This is a genomic window from Mycobacterium sp. C31M, from assembly GCF_053345865.1.
Genome location: NZ_JBKFAX010000005.1, coordinates 161,780 through 184,380, shown reverse-complemented (window position 1 = coordinate 184,380; position 22,601 = coordinate 161,780). Strand labels below are relative to the sequence as shown.

At 67.2% G+C, this 22,601-nt stretch carries 17 protein-coding genes; 5 read left to right on the top strand and 12 right to left on the bottom strand.

Going from position 1 to position 22,601, the window contains the following annotated elements:
- Window positions 1–214: 214 nt before the first annotated feature.
- From ACLBYA_RS09960 to lspA, 4 genes are all read right to left on the bottom strand, one after another.
- Window positions 215–3,379, bottom strand: a complete 3,165-nt coding sequence (locus ACLBYA_RS09960) for an MMPL/RND family transporter (protein ID WP_447709232.1) — start codon at window positions 3,377–3,379, stop codon at window positions 215–217.
- 73 nt (window positions 3,380–3,452) lie between these two features.
- Entirely contained in the window at window positions 3,453–4,376 is a 924-nt protein-coding gene (gene rarD / locus ACLBYA_RS09955) for an EamA family transporter RarD (protein WP_447709231.1), read from the bottom strand.
- On the bottom strand, window positions 4,373–5,302 hold the full coding sequence (locus tag ACLBYA_RS09950; protein WP_447709230.1) for an RluA family pseudouridine synthase: 930 nt from the start codon (window positions 5,300–5,302) through the stop codon (window positions 4,373–4,375). Before ACLBYA_RS09950 ends, rarD begins: the two co-directional genes overlap by 4 nt.
- Complete coding sequence (gene lspA, locus ACLBYA_RS09945; protein ID WP_447709229.1) at window positions 5,299–5,955, bottom strand: signal peptidase II; 657 nt, start codon at window positions 5,953–5,955, stop codon at window positions 5,299–5,301. The genes ACLBYA_RS09950 and lspA overlap by 4 nt, the downstream gene beginning before the upstream one ends.
- Before the next feature lie 73 nt (window positions 5,956–6,028).
- On the opposite strand from lspA, the gene ACLBYA_RS09940 reads away from it, so the two are divergent.
- Window positions 6,029–6,949 (top strand): asparaginase, encoded by a 921-nt coding sequence (locus ACLBYA_RS09940; protein ID WP_447709228.1) that lies wholly within the window; start codon window positions 6,029–6,031, stop codon window positions 6,947–6,949.
- 1 nt (window position 6,950) lies between these two features.
- Here ACLBYA_RS09940 and ACLBYA_RS09935 read toward each other — a convergent pair whose 3' ends face one another.
- The gene (locus tag ACLBYA_RS09935; protein ID WP_447709227.1) at window positions 6,951–8,345 is read right to left on the bottom strand and encodes a DNA polymerase IV; all 1,395 of its coding nucleotides are present in this window, start codon (window positions 8,343–8,345) and stop codon (window positions 6,951–6,953) included.
- Between ACLBYA_RS09935 and ACLBYA_RS09930 the strand changes: the two genes are divergently transcribed.
- Window positions 8,344–8,556: an RNA-binding S4 domain-containing protein gene (locus ACLBYA_RS09930; protein ID WP_447709226.1), complete on the top strand. Its 213-nt coding sequence runs from the start codon at window positions 8,344–8,346 to the stop codon at window positions 8,554–8,556. The two genes, ACLBYA_RS09935 and ACLBYA_RS09930, sit on opposite strands and share 2 nt — an antisense overlap.
- 17 nt (window positions 8,557–8,573) lie before the next feature.
- On the opposite strand, the gene ileS is transcribed toward ACLBYA_RS09930, so the two are convergent.
- Together ileS and ACLBYA_RS09920 are read right to left on the bottom strand one after the other, a co-directional pair.
- Window positions 8,574–11,693: an isoleucine--tRNA ligase gene (ileS, locus tag ACLBYA_RS09925; protein ID WP_447709225.1), complete on the bottom strand. Its 3,120-nt coding sequence runs from the start codon at window positions 11,691–11,693 to the stop codon at window positions 8,574–8,576.
- A gap of 230 nt (window positions 11,694–11,923) precedes the next feature.
- Window positions 11,924–12,574 carry a hypothetical protein gene (locus tag ACLBYA_RS09920; RefSeq protein WP_447709224.1) on the bottom strand — a complete coding sequence of 217 codons (651 nt, stop codon included), beginning with the start codon at window positions 12,572–12,574 and terminating at the stop codon, window positions 11,924–11,926.
- A gap of 134 nt (window positions 12,575–12,708) precedes the next feature.
- On the opposite strand from ACLBYA_RS09920, the gene ACLBYA_RS09915 reads away from it, so the two are divergent.
- From ACLBYA_RS09915 to ACLBYA_RS09905, 3 genes are read left to right on the top strand one after another with little or no spacing between them, the layout of a single operon-like run.
- Window positions 12,709–13,083, top strand: a complete 375-nt coding sequence (locus tag ACLBYA_RS09915) for an XRE family transcriptional regulator (RefSeq protein WP_447709223.1) — start codon at window positions 12,709–12,711, stop codon at window positions 13,081–13,083.
- Window positions 13,084–13,137: 54 nt separating this feature from the next.
- Entirely contained in the window at window positions 13,138–13,872 is a 735-nt protein-coding gene (locus tag ACLBYA_RS09910; RefSeq protein ID WP_447709222.1) for a hypothetical protein, read from the top strand.
- Window positions 13,873–13,924: 52 nt separating this feature from the next.
- The gene (locus ACLBYA_RS09905; RefSeq protein ID WP_447709221.1) at window positions 13,925–15,175 is read left to right on the top strand and encodes a glycosyltransferase; all 1,251 of its coding nucleotides are present in this window, start codon (window positions 13,925–13,927) and stop codon (window positions 15,173–15,175) included.
- Here the strand turns inward: ACLBYA_RS09905 and ACLBYA_RS09900 are convergent.
- Genes ACLBYA_RS09900 through ACLBYA_RS09880 form a run of 5 tightly spaced genes read right to left on the bottom strand, consistent with a single transcriptional unit; the run spans window position 15,172 to window position 22,546 of the window.
- Entirely contained in the window at window positions 15,172–16,509 is a 1,338-nt protein-coding gene (locus ACLBYA_RS09900) for a hypothetical protein (RefSeq protein WP_447709220.1), read from the bottom strand. The two genes, ACLBYA_RS09905 and ACLBYA_RS09900, sit on opposite strands and share 4 nt — an antisense overlap.
- Before the next feature lie 20 nt (window positions 16,510–16,529).
- On the bottom strand, window positions 16,530–18,281 hold the full coding sequence (locus tag ACLBYA_RS09895) for an AMP-binding protein (RefSeq protein WP_447709219.1): 1,752 nt from the start codon (window positions 18,279–18,281) through the stop codon (window positions 16,530–16,532).
- A gap of 42 nt (window positions 18,282–18,323) precedes the next feature.
- A complete protein-coding gene (locus tag ACLBYA_RS09890; protein WP_447709218.1) occupies window positions 18,324–19,688 on the bottom strand; it encodes a hypothetical protein in 1,365 nt (454 codons plus the stop codon).
- A gap of 16 nt (window positions 19,689–19,704) precedes the next feature.
- A complete protein-coding gene (locus tag ACLBYA_RS09885) occupies window positions 19,705–21,069 on the bottom strand; it encodes a wax ester/triacylglycerol synthase domain-containing protein (RefSeq protein ID WP_447709217.1) in 1,365 nt (454 codons plus the stop codon).
- Window positions 21,070–21,100: 31 nt separating this feature from the next.
- Window positions 21,101–22,546: a condensation domain-containing protein gene (locus ACLBYA_RS09880; RefSeq protein WP_447709216.1), complete on the bottom strand. Its 1,446-nt coding sequence runs from the start codon at window positions 22,544–22,546 to the stop codon at window positions 21,101–21,103.
- Window positions 22,547–22,601: the final 55 nt, after the last annotated feature.

The window sequence follows — 22,601 nt, the reverse complement described above, 5'->3', positions numbered from 1 at the left end:
GATGATGTGACCACGCGGGCTCGTCGGCTAAGTACACCACATGGTGGCGCTGACGCCACGTCCAGCCGGATCCGGCCCTGCCTCCCTCGGTGATCGCCGCACCGGCAGGCAGATCACGCAACCGCGAACGCCGTGCGGCAGTTGCCGTGGCGACGAGCATCGGCCAAAGCCGCTCGTTACCAGCAAATTTCGTTGCGAAGCGAAACGACTCGGGCTAGTGGTCCCGCCAGGCGGCGTTGACCATCGAGGCCTTGGCCACCGCCACGCCGTAGCCCACGTCGGTGTCGTCATCCTCGGGGTCGTCGTCGACCGCGAACCGCATCGAGGTGGTGCGATCGTCGGCGGCCGCCTTCTTTTTGAGGAACGGCAACTTACTGCGCAGCTCATTCGGCACCACCGAAGGCCACCAGTTCAGCTCACCCAACAGCACCGCGATGGCGGGCACCGTGATGGTGCGCACCAGGAAGGTGTCCAGCAGCAGGCCGACACCGATGATGAAGCCCAACTGCACGATCGCGGCGATGCTGCTGACCGTCATGGCGAGCATCGAGGCCGCGAAGATCAGACCCGCCGAGGTGATCACGCCACCGGTTGCACCGACGGTGCGGATGACCGCCACCTTGGTGCCGCGATGCGCCTCCTCGCGGATGCGGGATATCAGCAGCAGGTTGTAGTCGGCGCCGACGGCCACGAGCACCAGGAACGTCATACCCGGGGTGTTCCAGAACAGTGGTTGATCCAGGATGTACTGGAACACGATGACGGCGATGCCGAGCGCGGAGGCATAGGACAGCACAACCGAGAGCACCAGATAGATCGGTGCGACGATCGCCTTGAGAATGAACGCCAGGATCAGGAACACCACGATCAGGGTCACCAGCACGATGTAGCGGATATCGCCGTTGTAGTAGCCGCGAATCTCGTTCTGGTAGACGCTCGTTCCCACCATCTGGATGGTGGCGTCTTCGAGAGTGGTGTTGGGGCGGGCGCTCTCGGCCGCGGCGATGATGTCGTCGACCTGATCCATGGCGTCGGCACCGAACGGATCGAGCGCGGTCTGCACGGCGTACCGCGCGGTGTGGCCGTCCTCGGAGATGAACAGTTTGGCGGCCTTCTCGAATTCCGGCCGGGTCAGGATCTGCGGCGGAATGTAGAAGCCCGACATCGACGGTTCGCCGGCGTCTCGCTTCATGGCGAGCAGGAAGTCCGAGGCCTGGCTCAGTCCGCCGCCCATCTGGCGGGTCTGGTCGACCAGCAACTGCACGCCTTGGGCCAACGCCTCACTCGAGTCGGCCAACATGTTCATCCCGTTGAGCAGCTCGTCCATCTGAGCCGCGACATCGGCAGGGCTGTTCAGACCCAGGTCCTCGGCCGCCTGCAGCGAGGTGTCCAACCGCTCGGTGATACCGCCGACGGACTGATGCAGACTGTCACCGCGCTGCGTGGTCTCCAGCTGCTTGGACAGCTCGTAGAGCTGCTGGATGGTTCCGTCGTCGTAGGCGATGAGGATGCGCTCCATGTCGATGCGCACCGCGTTGCAGACCGGGTCGAGCTGGCAGACCGGGCTGGACTTCATCAGGGCGACGGTGGGCTGCATCCAGAGAGTGTTCAGCACCACCTGTTCCAGGCCCACCCCCATCGACTTGCCGACTCCGCGCAGCAGATCGATCATCCGGGCGCCGGCATCGATCGAACGCAGTGTCTCGGTACCGCCGAATTCCTGCTCCACCTCGACCAGCGAGGTGAGGATGGTGCGCAGCGAGGGTTCCGCCGCCACGATCTCGTCGCGGATCTGATCCAGCACGGTGGCCAAGGTGCGCGCGCCCTCGGACAGCTGCGTCAGCCTGGAGTCGTTCTCGTCGATCAGATCGGTTGCCTCGCCGAGCTTGTCGCCGACCTCGCCGGCCTGATGGGTGGCCCGGGCCTCGGCCAGCATCTCGCCGTTGGGCCGGGTGATACCGCGCACGGCCTCGATGTTCGGCAACTGACTGACGCGGTTGGCCATCTGTTCGAGGTCCGCTAGGGCACGTGGTGACCGCAGATCCTCGGTCTCGGAGTGGATGACGATGAACTGCTGGATCGAGGAGCTGATCGAGAAGTGATCGTCCATGATCTCGTAGGAGCCGTTGCTCGCCGACTCCGTCGGCAGGTTCTTGCGGTCGTCGTAGTTGAAGTCGACCAATAGCGCACAGCCCGCCAGCGCCATCAGGATCGCCAAGCTCACGAACAGGTTCAGTTTTGGCTTTCGGACGATGAAGACACCCATCCGGCGCCAGAACGGACCGGTGATGTCCTTGCGGGGGTTGACCCAGCCGCGACGTCCGGCGAGCGTGATGAAGGCCGGGAGCAGGGTGATCGAGCCCAGGAAGCCGATGAAGATGGTGGCGGCGAGCGCCGGGCCGACGGTGGAGAACACGCTCAGCGTCGCAAAAGACAGCCCCAGGAACGTGATCGCGACCGTGCCCGCCGATCCGGCGATGACCTCACCGATGGTGACCATGGCCGCGACGATGGCGTCGTCGGATTTGTACCCGCGTCTCAGAAACTCCTGATAGCGACTGAAGAAGAAGACGGCGTAGTCGACGCCCGCACCGAGCATCATGCCGGTGATCAACACGATCGTTTGCGGGGCCAACCCCAGACCGATCAAACCGAGGCCGGCCACCACCTGCTGGGCCACCGCCAGTGAGATGCCGATGCTGATCAGCGGGATGATCATCGCGACGATGTTGCGGTAGACGATGATCAGGATCAGGAGCACCGTCACGACGGTCGAGACCTCGATCAGCACCTGGTCGCTCAGCGAGATCTTGCTGACGTCCTCGAATGTTGCGGCGGCGCCGACGATTGCCGGTTTCAGCGTCGTGCCGGCCGTCACCTCCTCGATGATCTCCTTGGCGTCCCGGTAGGCGGCCTGCCCCTGACCGCTGCCCATCGAGCCGTACAGGCTGACCGGCAGGTTCCAGGCCAGGCCGTCCTTGCTGGTCATGGCCTGGCGGATCTCGGGAATGCTGATGAAGTCCTGCATCGACGACACGATGTCGGTGCGCGCGCGCAATCTGTCGACGAGCGCGCGATAGGTCGCCTCGTCGGCCTCGGTCAGGCCGTTCTCGTTGACCAGCACGACCGCGATCAGGTTCGCCGCATCCGCCTCGTCGAAGGCGTCTTTCATTTGCTGGTTGGCTGCGATGACCGACGAGTTGGCGGGCATGAAATCGGGCGGGTTGCGTTCGGCGACCTGTAGCAGGGGCGGGAATGCCAAGAACAGCGAACCCGCCATGACCAGCCATCCGACGATCATGAGCACCGGATGGCGAACGATCGTGCGACCGTTGGCGTTGAGAAGGCCGCGCAGCGTCACCTTCGAACGTCTGGACATTGGCGACTAGGCTACATGGTGTTGCTGTTAACTCGTCCAGCTACGAATCGGTGCCCCTGCGGTGTCGGGACCGTCACGACGGGCCCCCACCGGCCGGCCCTGGTTCGGTGGCGCCCCGGCGGGCCCGGGTCCGCAGTACCGAATCGACGGTGAACACCGCCAGCGCCACCCAGATCAGCGCAAACCCGAGCCAACGCGCGGGCGGCATCGGCTCGCCGCCGACCAGCACACCCCAGGTCAGCTGCATCACCGGTGTCATGTAGAACAGCAGTCCCATCGTCACCAGCGGCAGCCGCTGCGCGGCGGCGGCAAACAACAGCAGCGGCAGTGCCGTCAAGACACCGGCCAGGATCAGCAACGCGGTGTGACCGGCACCGTCACCAGTGAAGGTGCCGGCACCGGATTGCTGCAGCACCATCAGGTAGGCAAGCGCGAAGGGAGTGGCCAGCCCGGCCTCGACACCGACGCCGACCCGCGGGTCGGTGGGCACCACCTTCTTCACCGCGCCGTACAGCCCGAAGGACAGCGCCAGACCGATACCTATATATGGGGGCGCGCCCACGTGGACCGTGAGCACCAGCACCCCGGCCACCGCGATCACCAATGCGGCCCACTGCGCACCGGTCAGTCGCTCCCGGAACACCAACAGGCCCAACATGACGGTCACCAGCGGGTTGATGAAATAGCCCAGCGCGGCGTCGACGACGTGACCGTTGTTGACCGCGTAGACATAAATGACCCAGTTGGCCGATATCAGCGCCGAGGCCAGCGTCAGCAGCAGCCAGGTGCGACCGGCGATCCGCCGCAGATCCCCCAGTCGGCGCACCGCGATCACGACGACCGTCATGAACACGAAGCTCCAGATGATCCGGTGGGCCAGGATCTCGATCGCCCCGGCCGGTTTGAGCAGCGGGAAGAAGGCCGGGAAGAGGCCCCAGATGCCGTAGGCGCCGGCACCGAACAGCAGTCCGGTCCCGGCGCGCTGCGCCCGGCTCACAGCTCGTGGCTGCGGATGCGGTCCAGTGCCACCTGCAGATCGGCGGGGTACGGGCTGGTGAACTCGACCCATCGACCGTCGGCCGGGTGCGCGAAGCCCAGCGACCGGGCATGCAGCCACTGCCGCTCCAGCCCGAGCTTGGCGGCCAGTGTCGGATCCGCGCCGTAGGTCAGGTCCCCGCAGCAGGGGTGGTGCAGTGCCGCGAAATGCACCCGGATCTGGTGGGTGCGACCGGTTTCCAGGTGGATGTCGAGCAGGCTGGCCCGCACGTGGGCCTCTACGGTGTCGTAGTGGGTGATGCTGTGCCGGCCGCCCTCGGTGACCGCGAACTTCCAGTCGTGACCTCGGTGCCGCCCGATCGGGGCGTCGATGGTGCCGCTGGACGGATCCGGATGGCCCTGCACCAGCGCGTGATAGCGCTTGTCGACGGTGCGCTGTTTGAATGCCCGCTTGAGCAGCGTGTAGGCGCGCTCGGAGATCGCCACCACCATGGCGCCGGAAGTACCGACGTCCAGGCGGTGCACGATGCCTTGGCGCTCGTGCACCCCCGAGGTGGTGATGCGGTACCCGGCGGCCGCCAGCCCGCCCAGCACCGTCGGCCCGGTCCAACCGACGGAGGCATGCGCGGCGACCCCCGCCGGTTTGTCGACGACGACGATATCGGCGTCCGAGTACAAGATGTCCATGCCCTCGATGTCGACGGGCGTGTTCTCCACCGGCGCAGGCGGTTCCGGTAACCGCACCTCCAACCACGCGCCCGCGATCAGCTTGTCGGATTTCCCGGCCGCCGCACCGTCGAGTTCGACACCGCCCTCTTCGGCGATGGCCGCCGCCGCCGTCCGGGACAGTCCGAGCAATCGGGCCAACCCCGCGTCGACCCGCATACCGGCCAGCCCCTCGGGGACGGGCATCGAGCGGGTGGTCATCCGTTCGTGGTGTCCGGCTGCTCGCCGGCGGGCTCGGTGGCGGTCTTCGCCGCGCCCGCCGCCGGCGTCTCGGCCTCGGTGTTGTCCACTTCGGCGGGCTGCTCGGGGCGTTGCCGGCCGGCGGTGTCGTAGTCGAAGCCGAACAGTGACAGCACCACCAGCAGGATCGCGCCACCGACGACGGCCGGGTCGGCGACGTTGAACACCGGCCACCAGCCGATGGACAGGAAATCGACGACGTGGCCGCGCAACGGGCCCGGTGACCGGAAGAACCGGTCGATCAGGTTGCCCAGCGCACCGCCGAGGATCATGCCCAGACCCAGGGCCCACCACGGCGAGACCAGCCGGCGACCCATCCAGATGATGCCGATCACCACACCGGTCGCGATCAGCGTCAGCACCCAGGTGTAGCCGGTGGCCATGGAGAAGGCGGCCCCGGAGTTGCGGACCAGCGTCCAGGTGACCGTGTCCCCGATGATCGACACCGGCTGTCCCGGCACCAGCAGTTTCACGGCCAAGACCTTGGTGACGATGTCCAGCACCAGGATCACCCCGGCGATCGTGAGCAGCAGTCGCAGGCGCTTGCGGGGCTGCGGTTGAGCTTCTGTGTCCGCGGCCGCCTGCTCGGCATCACCTGTCGATTCCTCAGTCACCCGACCATCATCCCAAACTGTCACGCCGGTGCCGCGATGCCATCGCCGATCGCCCATGGGGAAGAATCTCCCCATGCCCGGGATCACCGTCATCAGCACCGGGGGCACAATCGCGACCAGCTCCGGGGCCGACGGCGTGGCCCGCCCCACCCGAAGTGGCGCCGATCTGGCCGCGGGTCTGGACGTGCACACCGTCGATCTGATGGCCGTGGACAGTTCGGCCCTGGGGCCGGCGGACTGGGACCGGATCACGACGGCCGTCGTCGCGGCGGCCGACTCCGGTGCCGACGGCGTCGTCATCACCCATGGCACCGACACCATGGAGGAGACGGCGCTGTGGCTGTCGTCGACCTGTGTCGTGCCGGTACCGGTGGTGCTCACCGGCGCGCAGCGCAGCGCCGATGCCCCCGATGCCGACGGCCCGGCCAACCTGCGTGACGCCGTCGCGGCCGCCGCCGCCCTCACCGACGGGGTGCTGGTCGGCTTCGCCGGGACACTCTGGCAGCCGTTGGGCCTGTACAAGGCGGCCACCGAGGCCCTGTCCGGTTTCGCAGGCACGTCGGTCGGTACGGTGCGCGACGGTCGGGTCGACCTGCAGGCTCAGCCCCGCGGGCCGCAGTTCGGTGCGCTGTGTGCCGATCGTGCACCCCGGGTCGACATCGTCGCGGCCTATCCCGGCGCCGACGCGGTGGCCATCGATGCCTGCGTGGCGGCCGGGGCCCGCGGCCTGGTGCTGGAGGCGCTGGGATCCGGTAATGCCGGCGATCCGATCATCGACGGGGTCCGCCGCGCGGTGCAATCCGGGGTGACCGTAGTCATCGGTACCCGGGTGCCCGGCGGCCGGGTACGGCCGGCCTATGGACCGGGCAAGGATCTTGCCGACGCCGGCGCGGTGCCGGTCCCGACGCTACGGCCGGCCCAGGCGCGGGTGCTGCTGATGGCCGCGTTGGCCGCCGGCGCCCCGGTGGCAGAGATATTCGCCGACTGGGGCTGAATCAATCGGTGTCGCGGTGCAGCGCGTCGAGGTAGTCGCGCCAGTCCAGGCTGTCGATCGGGTTCGCCCGGCTGATCTCCGGCAGGTCGGCCCGAAAGGTCCGCGCGGTACCCGGACCCGATGCGCGGGTCTCGAACCGGACCGTCATCACCCCGTGCCCGGCCCCCTGCACCCAGCCATGACCGAACTCGGTATGGCTCACATCGTCGCCGACGCGCCACGGCTCGGGGCCCGCGTGCGCCGGGGCCGGGGCGTGACTGTCGCCCACCTCGTCGTCGATGAGGTCCAGATCGGGGAACAGCGACTCCTGCTGCACCTCGGACAGACCCGAAAAGCCCACGCCGACAAGGCGGATCGGGCCCACCTCAAGCGGATCGAGCAACAGTCGACGCGCGGTGGCCACCAGGGTCGCGGCGTCGGTGCTGGCATAGGGCAATGTCGCCGACCGGGTCAGGGTGGCCATATCGGATTTCTTCAGCTTGACCGTGACGGTCCGCGCGCCGCGCCCGTCCTTGAGCAGTCGGCGGTGCGCATGTTCACCGATGGAGGCGACCGCGTCGCGCAGTTGGTCGAGGGTGCGCAGGTCCTCGGCGAAGGTGGATTCGGCGCTGATCTGCTTGGCGGGTGCGTTCTCGGCCACCGGCCGGTCGTCGATACCGCGGGCCAACCGGTGCAGCGCCGGCCCGACGGTGCCGCCCAGCACATCGGCCACCTCGTTGTCGGTCAGTGCGGCGAACGCCCCGATGGTCTCGATACCGAGGCGACGCAACTTGTCCTCGGCGACCGGCCCGATCCCCCACAGCCGACGCACCGGCAACGCCGCCAGCATCGGGCGCTCATCGGCGCGTCCGATGACCCGGATACCGTCCGGTTTGGCCAACCCGGAGGCGATCTTGGCGACCTGCTTGCCCGACCCGGCTCCCACCGAGGCAATCAAACCGGTCTCGGCGAGCACCCGGGCACGCAAGCCCGCGCAGAAGTCCATGACCGCGGCCTCCGATGCGCCGGTCAGCTCGGCCGGCTCGCCGAACGCCTCGTCGAAGGACAACTGTTCCAGTACCGGCACCACCGAGCGCACCGTCTCGAAGACGCGCCGGCTGGCGGCGCCGTACACCACGCCGCGCGGCGGCAGCACCACCGCGCCGGCGCCGACGAGCCGACGGGCCTGGTGCATCGGCATCGCCGAGCGCGCCCCGAACACCCGCGCCTGATAACTGGCGCCGGCGACGACACCGCGTCCGCCGAGACCGCCGACCAGGACCGGGCGCTGCGCCAGGGTGGGCCGGGTCAGCTGCTCGACGGAGGCGAAGAACGCATCCATGTCCAGATGCAGGACCCACCGTTGCACAACTGCAAATGCTAGGTGGCCGTTCAGACACCGATACGCTGACGCCATGGAAGACGTGCCGATCCGCGACGACTCGATTCGCCTCGGCCAGTTCCTGCAGCTGGCCGGGCTGGTCGACACCGGGGCGGACGCCAAGTTCGTCATCGCCGACGGACAGGTCAGCGTCAACGGCGAGGTCGATGTCCGCCGGGGCAGGCAGCTGCACCCCGGCGACACCGTCGAGATCGCCGGGGCCACCGCCCGGGTGAGCTCCGCCTAGAGCGCAGGCCTTGCGCTCTAGGCCTTCGTGATGGTCGCCCGGGTGCCGTCGCCGATATCCGTGCCGTCGGGCAGGCTGCCGAATTCGAAGGCCGTGGCCAGGATCTCCCCGGCGATCAGCTCGGCATGCGTGTGTGCCCAATCCAGCTTCTCGGCGGGCACGTCGAGCACCACGCTGATCCGGTCGGAGACCTCCAGCCCGGTCGTCTTACGCAGCTCCTGCAGCTCGCGGATGCGGTCCTTGGCCCAGCCCTCAGCCTCCAACTCCGGGGTGACCGTGCCGTCGAGCACCACCAGTCCTGCGCCGTCGGGCAGCGCCGCGGTCCACTCCGGATCCGCCGCAACCAGTTTGGAGGTGAACTCGGCAGGCAACAGAGTGGTCGGGCCCGCGGTGAGCGTGCCATCGGGGTTGAGCACACCCTCACCGGCCTTGACTGCCTTGATGGCCGCCTGCACATCCTTGCCGATACGCGGGCCCGCGACCCGCGCGTTGACCGCCAGCTCGAACCGTCCGTAGGTGTCGATGGCGTCGCTGAGCTCGACGGTCTTGATGTTGAGCTCATCGGTGATCAGGTCGGCGAACGGCGCCAAGCTGTCCGGATTCTGCACCGCGACAGTCAGTTTCGGCAGCGGCAGCCGAACCCGCAGCTTCTTTGCCTTACGCAGCGAGGACCCGGTGGAGCAGACCTCACGCACCTGGTCCATGGCCTCGACCAACGCCGGGTCGTGCGGCAGTTCGTCTGCGCTCGGCCAGTCGGTCAGGTGCACCGAACGTTCACCGGTCACACCACGCCAGATGACCTCGGACACCAGCGGGAGCAGCGGTGCCGCGAGCCGGCCGGTGACCTCCAGCACGGTGTGCAGGGTGTCGATGGCGTCGGGATCCTCGTCCCAGAACCGCGAACGTGACCGCCGCACATACCAATTGGTCAGCGCCTCGGTGAACTGACGCAGCTGATCACACGCTCCGGAGATGTCACAGACATCCAGCGATGCGGTCAGCTCGTCACGCAGCGCGGCGAGCTTGGCCAGGATGTAGCGGTCCAGGACATTGGTCGAATCGGTGCGCCAGGTGCCCTTCTGACCCGCGTAGAGAGTCAGGAAGGTGTAGGCATTCCAGAACGGCAACTGCACCTGGCGGACACCCTCGCGGATGCCCTGTTCGGTGACGATCAGGTTGCCGCCGCGCAGGATCGGCGAGGCCATCAGGAACCAGCGCATGGCATCGGAGCCGTCGCGGTCGAACACCTCGGACACGTCCGGGTAGTTGCGCAGCGACTTGCTCATCTTCGCGCCGTCGTTGCCGAGCACGATGCCGTGGGAAACACAGGTTTTGAAGGCCGGCTTGTCGAACAGCGCGGTGGCCAGCACGTGCATGGTGTAGAACCAGCCGCGGGTCTGGCCGATGTACTCGACGATGAAATCGCCGGGGAAATGCGTGTCGAACCAGTCCTGGTTCTCGAACGGATAGTGCACCTGGGCGTAGGGCATCGAACCGGAGTCGAACCAGACATCGAGGACATCCTCGATACGCCGCATGGTCGACTTACCGGTCGGGTCATCGGGATTGGGCCGGGTCAGCTCGTCGATGAAGGGCCGGTGCAGGTTGTCCGGGCGGACCCCGAAATCTGCTTCCAGTTCGTCCAGGCTGCCGTACACATCGGTGCGCGGGTAGGTCGGGTCGTCGGATACCCACACCGGAATGGGCGTACCCCAGTAGCGGTTCCGCGAGATCGACCAGTCGCGGGCATTGGACAGCCACTTGCCGAACTGGCCGTCCTTGACGTGCTCGGGATACCAGGTGATCTGCTGGTTGAGTTCGACCATCCGGTCCCGGAACTCGGTGACCTTGACGAACCAGGACGACACCGCCCGGTAGATCAGTGGGTTACGGCAGCGCCAGCAGTGCGGGTAGGAGTGGTCGTAGGTCTCCTGGCGCAGCAGCACCGGCGCGTTCACGGCCGCCGGGCCGGTGCCGTTCTTGAGATCTTTGATGATCTGTGGGTTGGCCTCGAAAACCTGCTGGCCCGCGTAATCGGGCACGGTTGTGTCGAATCGGCCCTTGGAATCCACCGGGGTGACGGCGACGATACCGGCGGTGTCGGCGGTCGCCTTGTCATCCTCGCCGTAGGCGGGCGCCATGTGCACCAGCCCGGTGCCGTCCTCGGTGCTGACGAACTCCGCACCCAGCACCTGGAAGGAGTTGCGCGCCTGGTCGGAGTCGACGAAGAATGCGAACGGCGGCAGGTAGTGCGTACCGAGCAGCTGCTCCCCGAGATAAGTGTCGACAACGACGGGTTCTTCACCCAGTTCGCGTGCGTAGGCGCCCAGCCGGGCCTCGGCGAGCACGAACCGGTGTCCGTCCGGTCCGTCGACCACCACATAGTTGACCGCCGGATTGACTGCGACGGCCTGGTTGGACGGCAGCGTCCATGGAGTGGTGGTCCAGATCAGCAAGTAGGCCCCGGCAGCCGGGCCGTCGGTCGCCTTGAATCCGACGGTCAGCGCCGGGTCCTGCCGGCTCTGGTAGACGTCGTCGTCCATCCGCAGCTCGTGGTTGGACAGCGGTGTCTCGTCGTTCCAGCAGTACGGCAGCACCCGGTTGCCCTCATAGGCCAGGCCCTTGTCCCACAACTGCTTGAACGCCCAGATGGTGGACTCCATGAAGTCCAGATCCATTGTTTTGTAATCATTTTCGAAGTCCACCCAGCGGGCCTGCCGGGTGACGTAGGCACGCCATTCGCCGGCGTACTTCATCACCGAGGCGCGGCAGGCGTCGTTGAACTTCTCGATGCCCAGTTCTTCGATCTGGGTCTTGTCGGTGATCCCGAGCTGGCGCTGCACCTCGAGCTCGGCGGGCAGACCGTGGGTGTCCCAACCGAAGCGGCGCTCGACCTTGTAGCCGCGCATCGTCCGGTAGCGCGGAACGATGTCCTTGACGTACCCGGTCAGCAGGTGGCCGTAATGCGGCAGGCCGTTGGCGAACGGCGGGCCGTCGTAGAACACATATTCCGGCGCCCCGTCGCGGCGCGCGATGCTGGCGCGGAAGGTGTCATCGGTTCCCCAGTAGTCGAGGACCTCGGCTTCCAGTGCCGGGAAGTTCGGTGTTCCGGCGGCCGGCTTCGGGTAGGCGGTCACTGCTGTCGTCTCCTGTGTGCCCAGAGCTTCAGGCACGGGGACGAACAACGCGCACGGTGCGCGAGCCCGCGGTACCACCCCGCTTGCGCCCCGGTGACGGAGCGCCGCTCAACTACGGGCTATGACGGGCCCGACCGTTCGGTTCTAGTGGGCCCCGCCAGAGCGGGGCTGTTCTTCCGAAGGCTCCCCGGTGATGGCCGGATCGACGCCGCTGCGAGGAAGTCTAGCCGTCAGGCCGCATCATCGATGCTGGGGACGGCCTCCGAGGTGATCTCGATGAGCGCCATCGGGAACTGCTCGGCGAGTTCGGTGATGGTGTAGGTCTCGAACCTGCGGGTGTCGAACCACAGGTCCAGTTGCACCAGACCCTCGCTGCGGTAGGCGCGCAGTTCCAGCGCATGGCCTGCCAGTGGCTCGGCCGCCGATACCGGGCCGGCGCACCGGAAGGCCAGTTCGGCCAGCGCCTGGTCGGGGTGTCGCACGGTGGAACCGGCCAGGGCCGCGCACACATGGTCGAGCAGTTCGGTGGCGTCGAGCTCGGCGGGCTTGACGCAGTCCAGGGCGATGATGTGCGAGTCGACATCGACCGCCACCACACCGTGCCCGATGCTGCGGGCCACGGCCCGCCCGAGCGCGGCGAGCAGGATCTTGCCGTTGAGCAGGCCGAGGTGTTCGGCGGCGCCGTCGAGTTCCACGCTGAGCAGCTCGGGCAGCCGCACCGACAGCTGCTGCAGGTCCGACTCGGCGGGCGCACCGTCCGCGTCGTAGTCGGTCAACGTCAGAGTGGCGGCGATATCGCGCGCGGACCCGATGACGAGTTCGAAGCCGGAAGCCGACAGTGCGTCGGAGTTAACCCGGTCCTGGAAAAGCGGAGCAACCATGAGCATGAGACTACAGCCGGATTCCCAAAAATGGGACATCACTCCCGAAAGTCTGACACCCGTGTCAATTAAAGGGCAAATGTCCGCTGAACGGTTGCTAGCCGCCAATAGCGGGAAAGCGCTATTGTCATTGGGTGCCTCGTACCGATGAGAACGGCCGACAGCTGAAAGCCCTGCTCGACTACCTCTTGGACGGGGATGTCGAAGCCAAGGACATCTACGACGCGCTGGACATCTCCAGCAGCACCTATTACCGGCGCATCAAAGAGGCCAGCTACCCAGATGCCGAGGAACTCCGCCGCATCGCCGACCGGTTCGCACTGAGTTATCCCGATCTGCAGATCCGTTTCGGCCTGATGAGCAGGCAGGAAGTGTGGAACTACATCGAGTCCACACCGTTCACCGTGACCGCCGTCAAGGAAGCCGTGCGGGAACAGACCACCCAGCAACACGCGCGGCCGAAACGCCTTTCCGAATTGACTCCGCGTAGCGACGCACCGCCCCTTTAACGGGTAGTATTTGCTGGAAGTAATTCAGCTCAACGGCCTCGAAGGCGCATCCCGATGCAACTCACAGCACTGATCGTGATCACGCTCATGTGTATCTCGTGGAGTCTGTGGATTCGCCGTGTCACCTGGTCGTGTCGCTGGGAGGTTGCCGCAACCCTCAATATCGCCCTCCAGGGCGGTGCGATCCTGCTGATGTCGCCATGGGCCTCCGAGACCGTCGGCAAGGCCCTGCACTCGATGACCGGGATGTGGAATCTCGAGGACTTCATCGGCCACGACATGTACATCGTCGCCGCCTCGGCCATCGTCTACAACGCGCTCGGCCGGCTGCAGGACGACCACGCGATGCAACGGGCCTTCAAGCAGTACGTCGAGTTCCCCGCCACCATCTGCATACCGCTGCTGCTGGCGGCGTTCGCGATGAGCAGCGCCCACGACACCTACGCGCGGGACTTCTTCGCCTCGCCGACCGACGTCTGGCTGGGTGTGTACTGGGCGATGCTGTGTGGCCTGCTGATCTACCTGCTGGGATACGGCGGCCGCGCGCTGCTGGTGCTGCGCAAGGATCCGCGGTCGCGCCGAATCGCCAACATCTACCTCGCGGCGTGCGCCAGTGGCATCATCGCCTGCGTCATCCGGATCACCACCGCCCTGTGGCCGGCCGCCCTGGAATGGGAGGGCGGCGTTCTGGTCTGGGTCTTCGCCTGCGGTTGTGGTGCCGGTTTCGCGCTGTCCTCGGCGCATTCCTGGCGGATCAAGACGAAGTGGTTCGCCAAGGCCGACCGCTGAGCGACGGCACCCGGTCATCCGCGTCGGCGAGGACCTACACTTCTCCCCTGACATGAGAATCGTTGTGGCAGTCCACGGCACCCGTGGCGATGTCGAACCATGCACCGCGCTGGCCCGTGAACTGCGCGACCGCGGTCACCAGGTAGCGATGGCGGTGCCACCCAATCTGCTCGGTTTCGTGGCCGGCGTCGGCTTCACCGATGCGGTGCCCTACGGCGTGGACTCGGCCGAGCAGGTGGAAAGTGACGCGTTCCAGAACTACTGGAAGCTGCACAACCCACTCACCGTGGTCCGTAAGGCGGTCGACTATTACACCGCAGGCTGGGCCGATATGAACGCGGCGCTGAGCACACTGGCCGCCGACGCCGACATGATCCTCACCGGCACCACATATCAGGAGGTGGCCGCCAACGTCGCCGAGAAGTTCGGCATCCCGCTGGCCGCGCTACATTACTTCCCGAACCGGCCGAACAGCCAGCTGATCCCCGTCCCCACCCCGCCCTGGGTGGCCAAGGCCGGGTTCGCCGTCATCGAATGGGGGCTGTGGCGGGTGGCCAAGGGCGCCGAGGACGAGCAGCGCCGCACCCTCGGGCTGCCGAAGACCACCGTCCGCTCGGCCAAACGGGTCGTCGACAGTGGCACCCTGGAAATCCAGGCCTACGACCAACTGTTCTATCCCGGGCTGACCGAGGAGTGGAACGGCAGTCGGCCGTTCGTCGGCGCCATCACCCTGGGCCTGCAGACCGAAACCGATCATGAGGTGACCTCGTGGATCGCCGACGGCACACCGCCCATCTATTTCGGTTTCGGCTCGATGCCCGTGCAATCGCCTGCCGAGGCCGTCGCGATGATCACGCAGGTGTGCGCCGAGCTCGGTGAGCGGGCGCTGATCAGTGCCGGTGTCTGGGAGCTCGCGGACATGCCGCACGCCGAGCACGTCAAGCTGGTCGGCGCGGTGAACCATGCCGCGGTGTTCCCGACGTGCCGCGCAGTGGTGCACCACGGCGGGGCGGGAACCACCGCCGCGGGCGCCCGCGCCGGGGTGCCCACCCTGGTGCTGTGGGTGTCCGCCGACCAACCGGTCTGGGCCCGACAGGTGAAGAAGCTGGGGATCGGTACCTCACAACGATTCACCCATATGACGCGCACATCGCTCACCGCGGCGCTGCGCACGGTCCTCGATCCGGCCGTCGCCACCCGGGCCCGCGATTTCGCCGACCGGCTGGCCACCCCCGAGCAGAGTGTCCGCGATGCGGCTGACCTGATCGAGCAGGCCCAGGCTCGGTCCCAGCCCCGTAGTTAGGCCGCCGGACCTTCGACAGTGCCGGTCAGCCCGAAATCGGCGAGCGTTTCGACGACGATGTCACGCAGCTCCTCCTTGGAGTTGTCCCGCCCGGCCGACCATGATCCGACGGCCACCGACATGTGACCACGCAGCCGGCACCCGGCGAGCAGCAACTGGCCACCGATGCGGTGCAGCACCCGGCTGGTGATCTGCGGCTCCAGCCCCCTGATCACGGTGTACTCGGCGTCGGTCCCGTCCGGACGCCCGAACGCCGGATCCAGTTCACCCATGTTCGAGCAGGCGATCGGGCTGTTGACCGCGAGCACCATGCCCTCCAGCCGGCGCAACACGGCCTGTGGTGTCAACGGCGTCAGCGGCAGCGGTCCGGTCATCCGCACGGAGGTCTCGGCGGACTCCGAGAGTGCCTTCTTGGTCGCCGCTCGCAGCGCACTCAGATCGGTGACCACCTGTTCGGGGTCCACCGACATATTGGCCTCGACCAGGGCGTTGGCCCGGGTATCCCCCTCGGTGCGCTCGCTCACCGGCCAGGACAGGTAGGCCAGGCCGTCCTCGTCGACCCGGCCCATGTGGTGGCCGAGCCGGGCCGCGACGGCGGAGAACAGTGAGTTGCTGGTGCCGCCGAGCCGCCGGGCGCAGGCGTCCCACTGTTCGGCGTCGATGAACGCCACCACCGCGGGCGGCAGCAACGGCCTGTCGTCACCGGCCGGTGCGTCACCGGCTGCCTTGATCGACGTCGCCAGGTCACTGCTCTCCGCTCGGGCCACCTTGACCGAGGCGACCACGGCCCGCGCGATGCCGGGCACACCGGCCAGGGTCTGGCGGGTGTCCTCGACCAGCGCTCGCCGGCGGGTCCGGGATTTCGGCGCCGGATATCCGAGCCTGCGGTCCACCCCGTTGACGGCGTCGACGACGGCGGTGATCAGCCCGAGACCGTCGACGATGGAATGTGAGGTGACCAGACTGACCGCCGCTCCCCCGTCACTGAACGGTTGCACCGCCAGCCGCCACCCGGGACCGTGCTCGGGGTCGATGGAGCTGCGCATGCATTCGTCGGCCCAGGACCACATGTCGGCACGCCGGCACTCCCGGGCGGACATGTCCAGCGATTGCAGATCCTGGTCCGCCACCCACCGGTGCCGGCCGAACGGTAGCGGCGAGCGTTCGATCCGGCGGCCCAACAGCCCCTTGGCCAGGTTGCGGCGGAACCGCAACAGACCGTCCAGATCGACCGGGTGCTCGTAGATCCAGATGGCCTGGTCGATCGGCCCACGGCCCAGTGCACGCAGTCCGAGAAACGATCCCTGATCGATATAGGCGAGGGTGTTGTCCACCCCCACAGGATAATTGGCGCTCAGGCGGTCGGAACTTTGTCGTCGAGTCGGGAGAACTCGTGCTTGCGGTACAGCTCGACACACGACTGGCGGCGGATCTTGCCGCTGGTGGTGATCGGGATGGCGCCGCGCGGCACCAACACCAGATCGGCGGCGCTGATGCCGTGTGTCTGCGAGACCGCCGAGGCGACATCACGCTTGATGTTGAGGAAGTGCTCGATCACATCCTCCTCGGTCTCGCCGCGCTTCTTGACCTCGATGATCGCGACGAGCTGCTCGGTGCGCTCCTCCTCCACGGCGATCGCGGCAACCCGGCCGCCGGTGATCTCCTGGATGGTGGCCTCGATGTCGTCGGGATAGTGATTGACACCTCGCACGATCAACAGGTCCTTGATGCGGCCGATGATGAACAGCTCACCGTCAGAGAGGAAACCGAGGTCGCCGGTGCGCAGCCACGGCCCGGTCGGGGTGCCGTCGGTCGGGTTCTCGATCTGACCGCGGAAGGTGTGCTCGGTCTGCTCGGGCCGCTCCCAGTAGCCCAGGCAGTTGTTCTCGCCGTAGCTCCAGATCTCGCCGATCCTGCCGGGCGCGGCCTCGACCCGGCTATCCGGATCGACGATCCGCACGATGGGCTCCTCCGGGCGGCCGTAGCCGACCAGCTGGGTACCACTGCCGTCGGTGGTGCGCTCGGCAACACCCGCGGACAGCTTCTCGGCGTCGAAGGCGACCACACTCGGCGGCCCGGGCTCGCCGGTGCCCACGTACAGGGTGGCCTCGGCCAGCCCGTAGGACGGCCGCAGCACATCCTGGGTGAAGTTGAACTTGGTGAACCGCTGCGAGAACCGCTTCAGGGTGGCCTCGTGCACCCGCTCGGCGCCGCTCCACACCGCGATGACATCGGAGAGGTCGATACCGGCGAGGTCCTCATCGGTGGTGCGGCCGGCGGCCAGTTCGAAGGCGAAGTTCGGGCCCGCGGTGACCACGCGGCCGAAGCTGCCCATCAGCTGGATCCAGCGGGCCGGCCGGGCCAGGAACGCCAGTGGTGTGGTGAAGACGGTGCTCCAGCCACCCAGGATGGGGGCGACGATGCCGAGCATCAGGCCCATGTCGTGGTAGAAGGGCAGCCACGACACCACATGTGCACCCGAGGGCGGCACCTTGCCGAAATGCGGGAAGAACGCGCACATCATCTGCTCGAAGTTCGAGGTCAGGTTGCGGTTGGTCACCATCACGCCGGCCGGTGTGCGGGTGGATCCCGAAGTGTACTGCAGGTAAGCCGTCTCGGGCTTCTGCTCACGGCTGCTCAGTGACTTGCGGCGGGCGTCGAGGTCCAGTTTGTCCACCTCGATGACGGTCGCCGCGGCGGCACCATCATCGATCTTGACGTACTCGGCGACGGTGGGGGCCACCGCCGAGGTGGTCAGGATGATCGACGGCGAGGAGTCCTTGATGACGGCCGAGACCCGCTCGTCGTGCTGGCCGACCATCGGCACCGACAGCGGCACCGCGATGATGCCCGCCTCCAGCGAGGCCAGGAAACCGATCACGTATTCCAGGCCCTGCGGGGCCAGCAGCACCGCGCGGTCACCGAGCTGCCCGACGGCCCGCATCTCCACGGCCAGGTTGCGCACCCGACGGTTGAGCTGTGACCAGGTGAGAGTGACGGGCACCCCGTCCCACTCATGGTCGTAGTCCATGAAGGTGTAGGCAATGTCCTCAGGCTGCAGGCTCGCGCGTTCGCGGAGCACGCCTACGAGGGAGGTATCGGACATCGGTTTGTGCCTTTCTCAGCCTTGCTCAGTCGGTAAGCAGTATTAAACGAACACGCCGGTCAGGTCGAATTCGGCCAGGGTGGCTGCGGACAGTTCGCGCAGCCGCGCCTTCGAGTTCTCCGCCCCGGACTCATAGGCGACGATGCCGATGATGACCTTGCCATTGATGCGTCCGGAGACCACCACCAGCTGGCCGTCACCGCTCTCCAGCTCGCCGCGCGGGGTGGCCTGATCGACACCGTAGAACGAGGTGTACTCGGCCTCGGTGCCGTCAGGACAGGTCAGCACCGGCGGCAGATCGCCCATGTTGGAACACACCACCGGCATGTCATCGGAGGCGATCATCATGTCGGCGACCTTCTTCACCAGCGCCTTGGGCACCAGCGGGGTCAGCGGCATCAGCTCCAGGATCTCGTCGGGTTGATCCTTGGCCGATTTCAGCGCGGTGCGCAGCGTGCTGCGGGTGACGCTGAGGTCCTTGGTCAGCTCGGTCGGGTCGACCTTCGCGTTCACCAGTGTCATGGCATTGGCCCGGACATCGGTCTCCGACGTGCGGTCGCTGATCGCGATCAGCAGCGACACGTTGCCGTCCGGGTTGCGCCGGCCCATCCGCTCGCCGAGCTTCGCGCTGATCGCGGCCAGCATCGAGTAGCCGTTGCCGCCGAGCGACGCGGCCTTGGCGTCCCATTCGGTCAGATCGACATAGGTGGTGATGGCGGGCACGATGACGAGTTCGTCCGGGTGGGCCACCGGCGGGCGGGCAGGCGCCGTGGCGGTCTGCTCGGCGGCCTCCTGGGCGCCGGCGCGCAGCACCTTGACCGCCTTGCGGGCGGCGCGGGCAATGGTGGGAAGCTCACGCACGGTCTCACGCAGGTCCTCGACGATGGCGCGGCGGGTGCGCCTCGACAGTGGCGGTGGATAGCCGATGTCGACATTGGCCCCGGCCACGGCGGTGCCGACGGCCAGCAGCGCGGCGACACCGTCACCGAGGCAGTGCGACCCGACCACCGAGATGGCGGTGACACCGTCGGTGAACGACTGCACGGCCATCTGCCAGCCGGGCCCGTCCTCGGGGTCGACGGTGACCTGGGCCCACCGGTCGGCCCAGTCACTGACCTGATCGCGCGGCAGGGGGTCGGTGTTGATGTGCAGCGGCGCCGCCGGTCCCAGCGCCGAGACCCACCGGTACCGGCCGAACGGCAGCGGTGAGCGCTCGACACGGCGACCGGCCATCCCGTAGCCGAAATTGCGGTGGAAACGCCGCACCTGGTCCATGTCCACCGGATGCTCGTAGACCCACACCACCTGGATCATCTGTACCCGGCCGGTGGCCCGATTGGCGCGTACCAGCGCCTCGTCCCACAGCGTCAGCCGGTTGCCCACGGCGTCGCCATTGGTGAACTCCAAGAGACCAGTCCCCCTGCTACTCGATCACACCGGAAAGCTCGAATGCCGCCAGCGTCTGCTCCAGTTCGGTGCGCAACCATGCCGTGGTGTTCTGCGCGCCCGGCGCGTAGGCGGCGAAGGTCAGTGTCTCGGTGCCGTTGATCCGACCGGCGACCACGGTCAGCAGTCCGCAGCGTTCCTCCAGCGCGTGCCGGGTGGCGACCCGGTCGATACCGCGCAGGAACACAAAATCGGCCGCGGTGCCGTCGAGGTTGGGCAGCCCGGGCGGCACATCGCCCATATTCGAGCAGGACACCGGCAACTCGGTGGAGAAGCCGAAGGCCACATCGGCCATCTTGCGCACCACCCGTTTCGGGATGAACGGCGTCAGCGGCAGCAGTTTGAGATCCTCGTTGGGGACGTCGCGGGCCACCCGCAGACCCTCCCGCAGCGCCGCACGTGCCTCGGTCAGGTCGGTGGTCACCTTGACCGGATCGACGGCCAGATTCACCAGGATCACCGCGTTGGCGCGGGTGTCGTCGTCACCGGGGTCCCGGTCGCCCTGCGGGATGTTGAGCGTGACGCGGCCATCGGGACCGACCCGGCCGATCTGCTGGGCCAGTCGGGCCACGAATCCGGCGACCAGCGAGTGACCGTTGCCGCCGAGTTCGGCGGCCCGGCGATCCCAGTCGTCGAGCTTGACGCAGACCGTCGCCGACGGGGTGAAGACCTGATGGTCGGGGCCGGTCACCACCGGCTTGGCGGCACCCGACTTGGACAGCTGGTCGCGGCGTCGGGTGGCCTGTCGGACGGCCTCGATGATGGTGCGCCCGACCTCGGGCAGCCCGCGCACGGTGTCGCGCAGGTCGGCGCGCAGCGCCTCACCTCGGGTACGCGAGCCGGGCAGCGGATACCCGAAGTCCAGCCGGCGTCGATCGATGGCGTTCACCATCGCCTGCAGTGCGCCGCCGCCGTCGCTGACGCAGTGCGAGATGACGATGCTGACCGCGGTCGCCCCGTCGGTCATCGGCAGCACCCCGACATGCCAGGCCGGACCGTGTTCGGGGTCCAACTCCATGCTGGCGCGTTCGTCGATCCAGCGGCCCAGATCTGCCCGGTTGCGGGGCTCGGCGACGTCCAGTGCGGACTGTGGCCCCGGCGTCGACACCCAGCGGTGCCTGCCGAACGGCAACGCCGAACGTTCGATCCGCCGGCCGAGCAGCCCGTGCCCGATGTGCTCGTGGAAACTGCGCACACCGTCGAGGTCGATGGGCCGCTCATAGATCCACACGACCTGCATGACCGCTTCCTGGCCGGTGGCGCGCAGGCCCAGGAACATCGCCTGATCGGTGAAGTCGATCCGGTTGTCCGGCTGTGTCACCCGTGTGACGGCACGAGTCATCGCGGCGGCACCTCCGATACGGACAGGGCGATCAGGCCGTCTTGAGCTTCAGACGGGCGGTATCGGCGTCCAGCGGCACAATCGTGATCTCGCGACCCTCGACGACGCTGACGTAGACGGCTTTCATCGCCTCAAGGAACCGCAGCACCGACTCGCGCGCTATCGGGTTGGCCGGGAACGCCGCGGTGACGGTGGTCTCCTGCTCGACCCGGTTGACCCACATACCGACCTGATAGGCGGCCCGGGAATCACTCCAGATGGTCCCGTTGAGGCGCTGCCATTCGGCGATCACACCGGGTGAGAGCAGACCGACGTCCAGATAGGACAACATCGGCACGCCGCCGTTGGGCGTACGCAGCCCGTGCGACTCAGAACCGATCTCCAGCACCCGCTCGACCGGTACATGCGCCATGTCCAGGCCGCCGTCGAAGGACTCCTGGGCCGCGCGGGCGGTGTCCCCGAACGCCGAGGCATCGACGGGCACGGTGATCGGCACCAGACCGGTGAACCAGCCGGTGGTCATGAACTCCGCCGGGGTACGCCGGGTGGTGGTGGGTGTGATGACGCGGTACACGTCGTCACCGGTCAGGGCGGCATGGGCGATCGCGCCACAGGCGAACACACCACCGCTGAACCGGGCACCGGCCGCGATGCAGGCGGCCTCGAAACGGTCGCCCTGCTCCTTGTCCAGCAGTCGGACGGTGATGACATCGCCGGTGTAGGTCACCGACGGGTCACCGAGGGGCAGTGGGAACGTCGGCAGTGAACCGCCGCTGGACTGCAGGAAGTCGATCCAGCCGGCCACCTCGGGTGATTCGGTGGTCAGCGCGGACACGTACTCGTGCTGCTCGCGGCAGTAGGTGTCATAACTGCCGGGCTCCGGCAGCTTCAGCGGCGCGGCACCCTCGACCAGCGTGTTGTACATCATGTGGATCTCGACGAAGGCCAGGCCCATGAACATGGCGTCGGTGTGCACGTGGTCGACGCTGATGTAGACGGTGAAGTGATCGTCGCGCTGGATGACACCGACGTGGAAGCAGTCCCATTCCCACGGGCTGGCGGTCGCCAGGATGTGCTCGCGCCACTGCTGCGAGGTCATCTCGCCCTGTTCGGTGGCGACGAACTTGATATCGCGCGGGTTGGTCACCGTGTGCCGCACGATCTCGCCGGAGTCGGTGTATTCGAACCAACTGTGGAAGGTGTCGTGCCTGCGCAGATACGCATTGATGACATGGGTCATCGCCCGGACATCACAACGTCCGGGGATGTCCCAGGACGGGATGTTCAGCCTGGCCATGTCGGTGCCGGAGGCCGAGTGTTTGCGGTACGCCAGCAGATGCTGAGCCTGCTGGTAGCTGACCGGTACGTCGCTGACGGGGGCGTCCTTGACCTTGGCCAGGGTCGACCTCGAGGGATGCCAGGAAATGACGGCACCCGGTTCGCCGACCCAGTCATGGATCGGTTTCATCGCTACCACTATTTCTCTCCTGCTTCGACGACGTCAGATCGGTGATCGTGCGACGCTGCGCGAC